At 76.5% G+C, this 5,056-nt stretch carries 5 protein-coding genes; 1 reads left to right on the top strand and 4 read right to left on the bottom strand.

The genetic code is table 11. The annotated features are described in order from the left end of the window. The 4 genes from ABT299_RS52160 to ABT299_RS52145 form a co-directional block, all read right to left on the bottom strand. Positions 1–358, bottom strand: a 358-nt coding sequence (locus ABT299_RS52160) for a sirohydrochlorin chelatase (RefSeq protein WP_500255412.1), incomplete at its 3' end; no start/stop codon positions are given. Continuing rightward, a complete protein-coding gene (locus tag ABT299_RS52155; RefSeq protein ID WP_500255411.1) occupies positions 351–1,541 on the bottom strand; it encodes a uroporphyrinogen-III synthase in 1,191 nt (396 codons plus the stop codon). The genes ABT299_RS52155 and ABT299_RS52160, both read right to left, overlap by 8 nt. Further along, on the bottom strand, positions 1,525–1,920 hold the full coding sequence (nirD, locus tag ABT299_RS52150) for a nitrite reductase small subunit NirD (protein WP_190866298.1): 396 nt from the start codon (positions 1,918–1,920) through the stop codon (positions 1,525–1,527). The genes ABT299_RS52155 and nirD overlap by 17 nt, the downstream gene beginning before the upstream one ends. 198 nt (positions 1,921–2,118) lie before the next feature. Beyond that, entirely contained in the window at positions 2,119–4,194 is a 2,076-nt protein-coding gene (locus ABT299_RS52145) for a molybdopterin oxidoreductase family protein (RefSeq protein ID WP_500255410.1), read from the bottom strand. Positions 4,195–4,496: 302 nt separating this feature from the next. Here ABT299_RS52145 and ABT299_RS52140 point away from each other — a divergent pair, with 302 nt between their 5' ends. After that, the gene (locus tag ABT299_RS52140; RefSeq protein ID WP_190866295.1) at positions 4,497–5,000 is read left to right on the top strand and encodes an NUDIX domain-containing protein; all 504 of its coding nucleotides are present in this window, start codon (positions 4,497–4,499) and stop codon (positions 4,998–5,000) included. Positions 5,001–5,056 lie beyond the last annotated feature (56 nt).

Below are 5,056 nucleotides of genomic sequence, written 5' to 3'. Positions count from 1 at the left end.
TCGCGCCCAGTCGTCCGGCCAGCGCGTCGGCGAGCAGCGCGTCCGGGCCCAGGGGACGCGCCGTCACCGCGCCGGGCAGCAGCCGCCCGGCGCGATCGGGGATGTCGATCAGCGCGTGGAAGCCGCGCCCGAGCAGCAGCGGCACCGCGACGGCGGGGCCGTCCAGCGCGGCGGCGGCCTCCTCCAGCGACGGGGAGACCAGCTCCCCGTACGCCTCCGCCACCCGCAGCGAGGGCCGCAGGGCCCGCACCCTGGCCAGCAGCTCCCGCACCGCGACGGGCCCCGCCGGGTCGCGGGTGCCGTGCGCCACGGCCAGCAGCACCGGCGCGCGGCCCGCCGCGGCGAGCGGGTCAGCCACCCGCGCCCGCAGCGAGCCGGTCCACCAGGCGCGGGTCGCACGCCAGCCGGTAGCCGCGCTTGACGACCGTCTCGACGATCCCAGGGCGGCCGAGGCCCCGCCGGAGCCGCGCCACCGCCATCTCCACCGCGTGCTCGTCGGCCTGCGGCCGCGCGTCCCGCGACCACGGAGAGCCGCCGACGACCAGCCGGCTCGGCAGCACCCCGCACAGCTCCGCGCGCGACACCACGTGCCCGGGGCGCCGCGCCAGCGCCCGCAGGATCGCCATCGGCGCGGGCGCGATGGGCCGCAGCTGCCCGTCCAGCACGACGGCGTGCCCGCGCAGCTCCAGCGAGGCCCCGCGCACCGACAGCAGCCGCGCGCGCCGCCGCGGCAGGTCCGACGCCAGCGCCCGCACGAGCGCCCCGAGCCTGGCCCGTTCCGGCTGGACGGCCGGCACGCCGCGCTCGGTCAGCGCCCGCGCCGTCACCGGGCCGACGCACGCCGCGACCACGTGGGTGCGCAGCGCCTCCAGCAACGCCTCCTCCAGGCCGTCCTCGGCCGCCACCGCGAGCGTCGCGGCGACCGCGGGCGCGCTGGTGAAGGTGATCGCGTCCACCGTGCCGGCGACGGCCTGCCCGACGAGCCGCCGCAGCGGCGTGATGTCCTCGGCGCGCGCCCACCGGTACACCGGGATCTCGATCACCTCGGCGCCCGCCTCGTACAGCGCCTCCGTCAGCTCCGGCTGGCGCTCCCCGTAGAGCTGGACCGCCACCCGGGCGCCCGCCAGGTCCTTCTCCAGCAGGTGCGCGATGACCTCCGCGCAGCCCTCCGACTCAGGGGACCAGCGCTCCTGCAGCCCGGCCGAGCGGATCGCGCCGCGCGCCTTCGGGCCGCGCGCCACGATGTCGGCGTCGCCGAGCGCCGCGATGAGGGCGTCGCGCAGCCCCCACCCGTCGGCCGTCTCCAGCCACGCCCGGAACCCGATCCCGGTCGTGACGACGGCGTGGTCCAGCGGCCGGGCCAGGCACGCCCGCGTCGCCTCCAGCAGCTCGGCGTCGTCGGAGAGCGGGACGAGGCGGATCGCGGGGGCGAGCACCACCCGCGCGCCGCGCCGCTCCAGCAGCGTCGCGAGCTCCTCGTGGCGGCGGGCCGCGGTCACCCCGACGGCGAACCCGGCCAGCGGCTCACTGTCGGCGGTCATCGGTGAGCGCCACCTCCACGCGGTCGCCGCCGGCCGCGCGGCGGACCGGGAACGTCGGCACCGCCACCCGCGGGTCGTCCAGGCAGACCCCGGTGCGCAGGTCGAACACCTGCTTGTACATGGGCGAGGCGACCGTCGGGACGCCGTCGCGCGTGCCGAGGATGCCCCGCGACAGCACACAGGCGCCGCTGAACGGGTCGAGGTTCGACAGCGCGTACAGGGTCCCGTCGAAGGCGCGGAACACCGCGACCTGCGTGCCGTCCAGCATCGCGCAGGCCCCGCGCTCGGGGATCAGGTCGGCGTAGGAGCAGATGTCGAACCAGCGGGCCGCGGCTTCGGCGGGACGCCTCGTGATCGTCGCTTCGGATGTGATGCTCATCGGCCGGCAACCTCCAGGCGAGTCGCGTGCGGGAACAGTGCGGGCGCTGCGGCGAACGTCGCCGGCCCGGCGCCTTGACGTTGTAAGGTTCGCTCGGTGGCCGGTCGTGCCGGTCCGTCCCCGATGTTCATGAACCGAGTCTCCGCAGAGGCCGTTTCACGGTTGGGTCTCCTTTGTCACCGCCGTGTTAAAAGGCGCTCACGCCGAGATCCGGACGGCGCACACCTTGAACTCGGGCATCCGCGAGACGGGGTCGAGGGCCGTGCCGGTGAGCAGGTTCGCGCGCCCCTCCCCCGCCCAGTGGAACGGCATGAAGACCGTGTCGCGGCGGATCGCGTCCGTGACGCGCGCCTCGGCGATCGCCGCGCCCCGGCGGCTCTCCACCTTCACGTCCTGGCCGTCCTCGACGCCGAGCCGCTCGGCGAGGTCGGGATGCAGCTCCACGAACGGGCCCGGCGCCGCGTCCGCCAGCGCCGGGACCCGGCGGGTCTGCGCGCCCGACTGGTACTGCGCCAGGACGCGCCCGGTCGTCAGGTACAGCGGGTACTCGGCGTCGACGTCCTCGGCCGGCCCGTGGTGCTCGACCGGGAAGAACCGGGCCCGCCCGTCCGGCGTCGGGAAGCGGTCCAGGTAGGGACGCGGCGTTCCGGGGTGGTCCTCGGCCGGGCAGGGCCAGAACACCCCGCCCTCGGCCTCGATCCGCTCGTAGGTGATGCCGGAGTAGTCGGCGGCGCCGCCGGCGCTCGCGCGGCGCAGCTCGCCGAACACCCGCTCGGGGTCGGTGCTCCACTCCCCCGGCGCGCCGAGCCGCCCGGCCAGCTCGGCGATGATCTCCAGGTCGGTGCGGACGCCGCCGGGCGCGCGGACCGCCCGCCGCCGCCGCAGCACCCGCCCCTCCAGGTTCGTCATCGTGCCGGACTCCTCGGCCCACTGCGCCGTCGGAAGCACCACGTCGGCGAGCCGCGCGGTCTCCGACGGCACGAAGTCGGCGACCACCAGCAGGTCCAGGGCGCCGAGCCGCTCCTCGACGGACGCGGCGCGCGGCGCCGACACCACCGGGTTCGACCCGAACAGCAGCAGCGCCCTGGGGCCGTCCGGCGTGCCGAGCGCCGACAGCAGCTCGTACGCCGACCGGCCCGGCCCCGGCAGCGCGTCCGGCTCGACGCCCCACACCGCCGCGACGTGCGCGCGCGCCGCCGGGTCGTCGATCTTCCGGTAGCCGGGCAGCTGGTCGGCCTTCTGCCCGTGCTCGCGGCCTCCCTGCCCGTTGCCCTGCCCGGTCAGGCAGCCGTAGCCGGAGCCGGGACGGCCCGGCAGCCCGAGCACCAGGGCCAGGTTGATGAAGGCGCTGACCATGTCGGTGCCGCGCGCGTGCTGCTCGGCGCCCCGCGCGGTCAGTACGTGGGCGCGGTCCGCGCCCGCCAGCAGCCGGACGGCCTCGCGCATCTTCGGGAGCGGGACGCCGGTGATGCGCTCCACCCGGTCCGGCCAGTACGCGTTCGCGACCGTCCGGACGGCGTCGAACCCGCTCGTCCGCGCCGCCACGTAGTCCTCGTCGGCGAGGCCCTCGGCGATCGCCAGATGCAGCAGGCCGTTGGCGAGCGCGATGTCGGTGCCGGCCGCGGGCTGCAGGTGCAGGTCGGCCTGCCGCGCCGTCGCGGTGCGGCGCGGGTCCACGACGATGAGCGCGCCGCCGCCGTCGCGCATGTCGGCCAGGTGGCGCATGAACGGCGGCATCGTCTCGGCCGGGTTGCCGCCCGCGAGGAGCACCGCGCCGGACGCGGCCAGGTCGGTGACGGGGCCGGGCAGCCCGCGGTCCATCCCGAACGCCCGGCCGGACGCCGCGGCCGCCGACGACATGCAGAACCGCCCGTTGTAGTCGATCTGCGAGGTGCGCAGCGCGACCCGGGCGAACTTGCCGAGCTGGTACGCCTTCTCGTTGGTGAGCCCGCCGCCGCCGAACACCGCGACGGCGTCCGGCCCGTGCTCGGCGGCCAACCGCCCGATCCCGGAGACGATCCGGTCCAGCGCCTCGTCCCAGGTGCACGGCTCCAGCGGCGCGTCGCGGGTGCGGCGCATCATCGGGACGGTCAGCCGGTCCGGGACGGTCAGCAGCTCCGCGGCGGTCCAGCCCTTCTGGCAGAGCCCGCCGCGGTTCGCGGGGACGTCGTCGCGCGGCGCCACCCGCACCGGCGCGCCCGCGGCCGCGCCGCCGTCCAGGGTCATCCCGCATTGCAGGGCGCAGTACGGGCAGTGCGTGGGAGTCCCGGTCATGCCGGAAGGCTCCGGCGATGCCGTTTCGCCGCCGCGTCCCACGTGTGACCCGCGCGTTAAATGCGGTTCACGCCCGCGCGTCCGGCAAGGTCAGCCGCCCGTTCCGGCGGCACCGGCGGAACGGTCCGGCAATGGTTGACGATCGCGTGTCAAGCGTTGTCGGCGATTGTCAGGGTCCATTCGTCGCCGTCCGGCCGGTTGCCGAACCGGATTCGCGGCGGCCCGGCGATCTCGCGGAAGATGCGGTGCCGGGCCCGCCGCGGCGAGGATCATAAGACGGTCGTCCGGCCTAATCTCGGTACATGCCCGACCTTGCTTACTACGCCTCGCTGCCGCGCTCCCGCGGCGCCGCGGCGGCACTGCTCCTGGACGGCCTCGGGCGGGTCCTGCTGGTCAAGCCCACCTACAGCGAGGGCTGGTTCCTGCCCGGCGGGGTCATCGAGACCGACGAGTCCCCGCTCGCCGCGTGCGTGCGCGAATGCCGCGAGGAGCTCGGCCTCGTCCCCCGCCTGGACGGCCTCGTCTGCGTCGACTGGGGCTCCCCGCGCGACGACGGCGTCGACTCGGTCAACGTGTTCGTCTTCGGCGGCGCCATCAGCGACGCCGAGCTCGCCGCGATCCGGCTGCCGCCCGACGAGCTGTCCGACCACGTCCTGGTCGCGCCGGAGAAGATCCCCGAGCTGTCGCCCGCGCACGTCTCGCGCCGGATGGAGCCCAGCCTGCGCGCCCTCGCCGACGGCCGCCCCGTCTACCTGGAGGACGGCCGCGAGCCCGCGTTCGGCGGCGCGGGGCGGACCGCCGGCTGAGCGAGCGGCCGCGCCACCGCCCGCGGCGAGGCGCCGGCCCGGCCCGGCGCCTCGGC

Source organism: Spirillospora sp. NPDC000708 (genome assembly GCF_040299565.1).
GTDB lineage: Bacteria > Actinomycetota > Actinomycetes > Streptosporangiales > Streptosporangiaceae > Spirillospora.
The sequence above is the reverse complement of the archived record's forward strand: the minus strand, read 5'-3'. Positions and strand labels throughout refer to the sequence as shown.

What these genes read in the sequence shown, in the direction of transcription:
- ABT299_RS52140 (WP_190866295.1), top strand. Translation starts at nt 4,497, where the DNA reads ATGCCCGACCTTGCTTACTACGCCTCGCTGCCGCGCTCCCGCGGCGCC.
- ABT299_RS52155 (WP_500255411.1), bottom strand. Translation starts at nt 1,541, where the DNA reads ATGACCGCCGACAGTGAGCCGCTGGCCGGGTTCGCCGTCGGGGTGACC.
- nirD (WP_190866298.1), bottom strand. Translation starts at nt 1,920, where the DNA reads ATGAGCATCACATCCGAAGCGACGATCACGAGGCGTCCCGCCGAAGCC.
- ABT299_RS52145 (WP_500255410.1), bottom strand. Translation starts at nt 4,194, where the DNA reads ATGACCGGGACTCCCACGCACTGCCCGTACTGCGCCCTGCAATGCGGG.